A 358-nucleotide genomic window follows, 5' to 3' on the forward strand; every position below is an offset into this window, starting at 1 on the left:
TGCGCACGCTGCTCGACGGCCTGCAGGACAGCCTCGAACTGCAGGTGCGCAGCCTGATCACGCAAACCCTCGGCATGCGTCAGCATTCGCTCGGCCACATCTCGCAGCTGTTATGCCTGCATCCACGCACTTTGCAGCGCCGGCTGCAGGCGGAGGGGTTGCACTTCAAGCAGCTGGTGCACCGGGTGAAGATGGATACCGCGAGCTGGCACGTACAGGCATCGAACATGCCCCTGACCCTGCTCGCCGACGTACTCGGCTATGCCGATCTGGCCGCCTTCTCCAAGGCCTTTCGCAACGAGTTCGGGCAGTCGCCGTCGGCCTGGCGCCAGCTGCATGGCAACCTGCCGGACAGATA

Annotated in this window: 1 protein-coding gene; it reads left to right on the plus strand. The window is 64.2% G+C overall.

Going from position 1 to position 358, the window contains the following annotated elements; all coding sequences use genetic code 11:
- The coding region (locus J0A65_RS26530) for a helix-turn-helix transcriptional regulator (protein ID WP_206597165.1) at positions 1-358 on the plus strand (358 nt) is incomplete at both ends.

The sequence above is a fragment of the Bowmanella yangjiangensis genome (assembly GCF_017255015.1).
Classification (GTDB): Bacteria; Pseudomonadota; Gammaproteobacteria; order Enterobacterales; family Alteromonadaceae; genus Bowmanella; species Bowmanella yangjiangensis.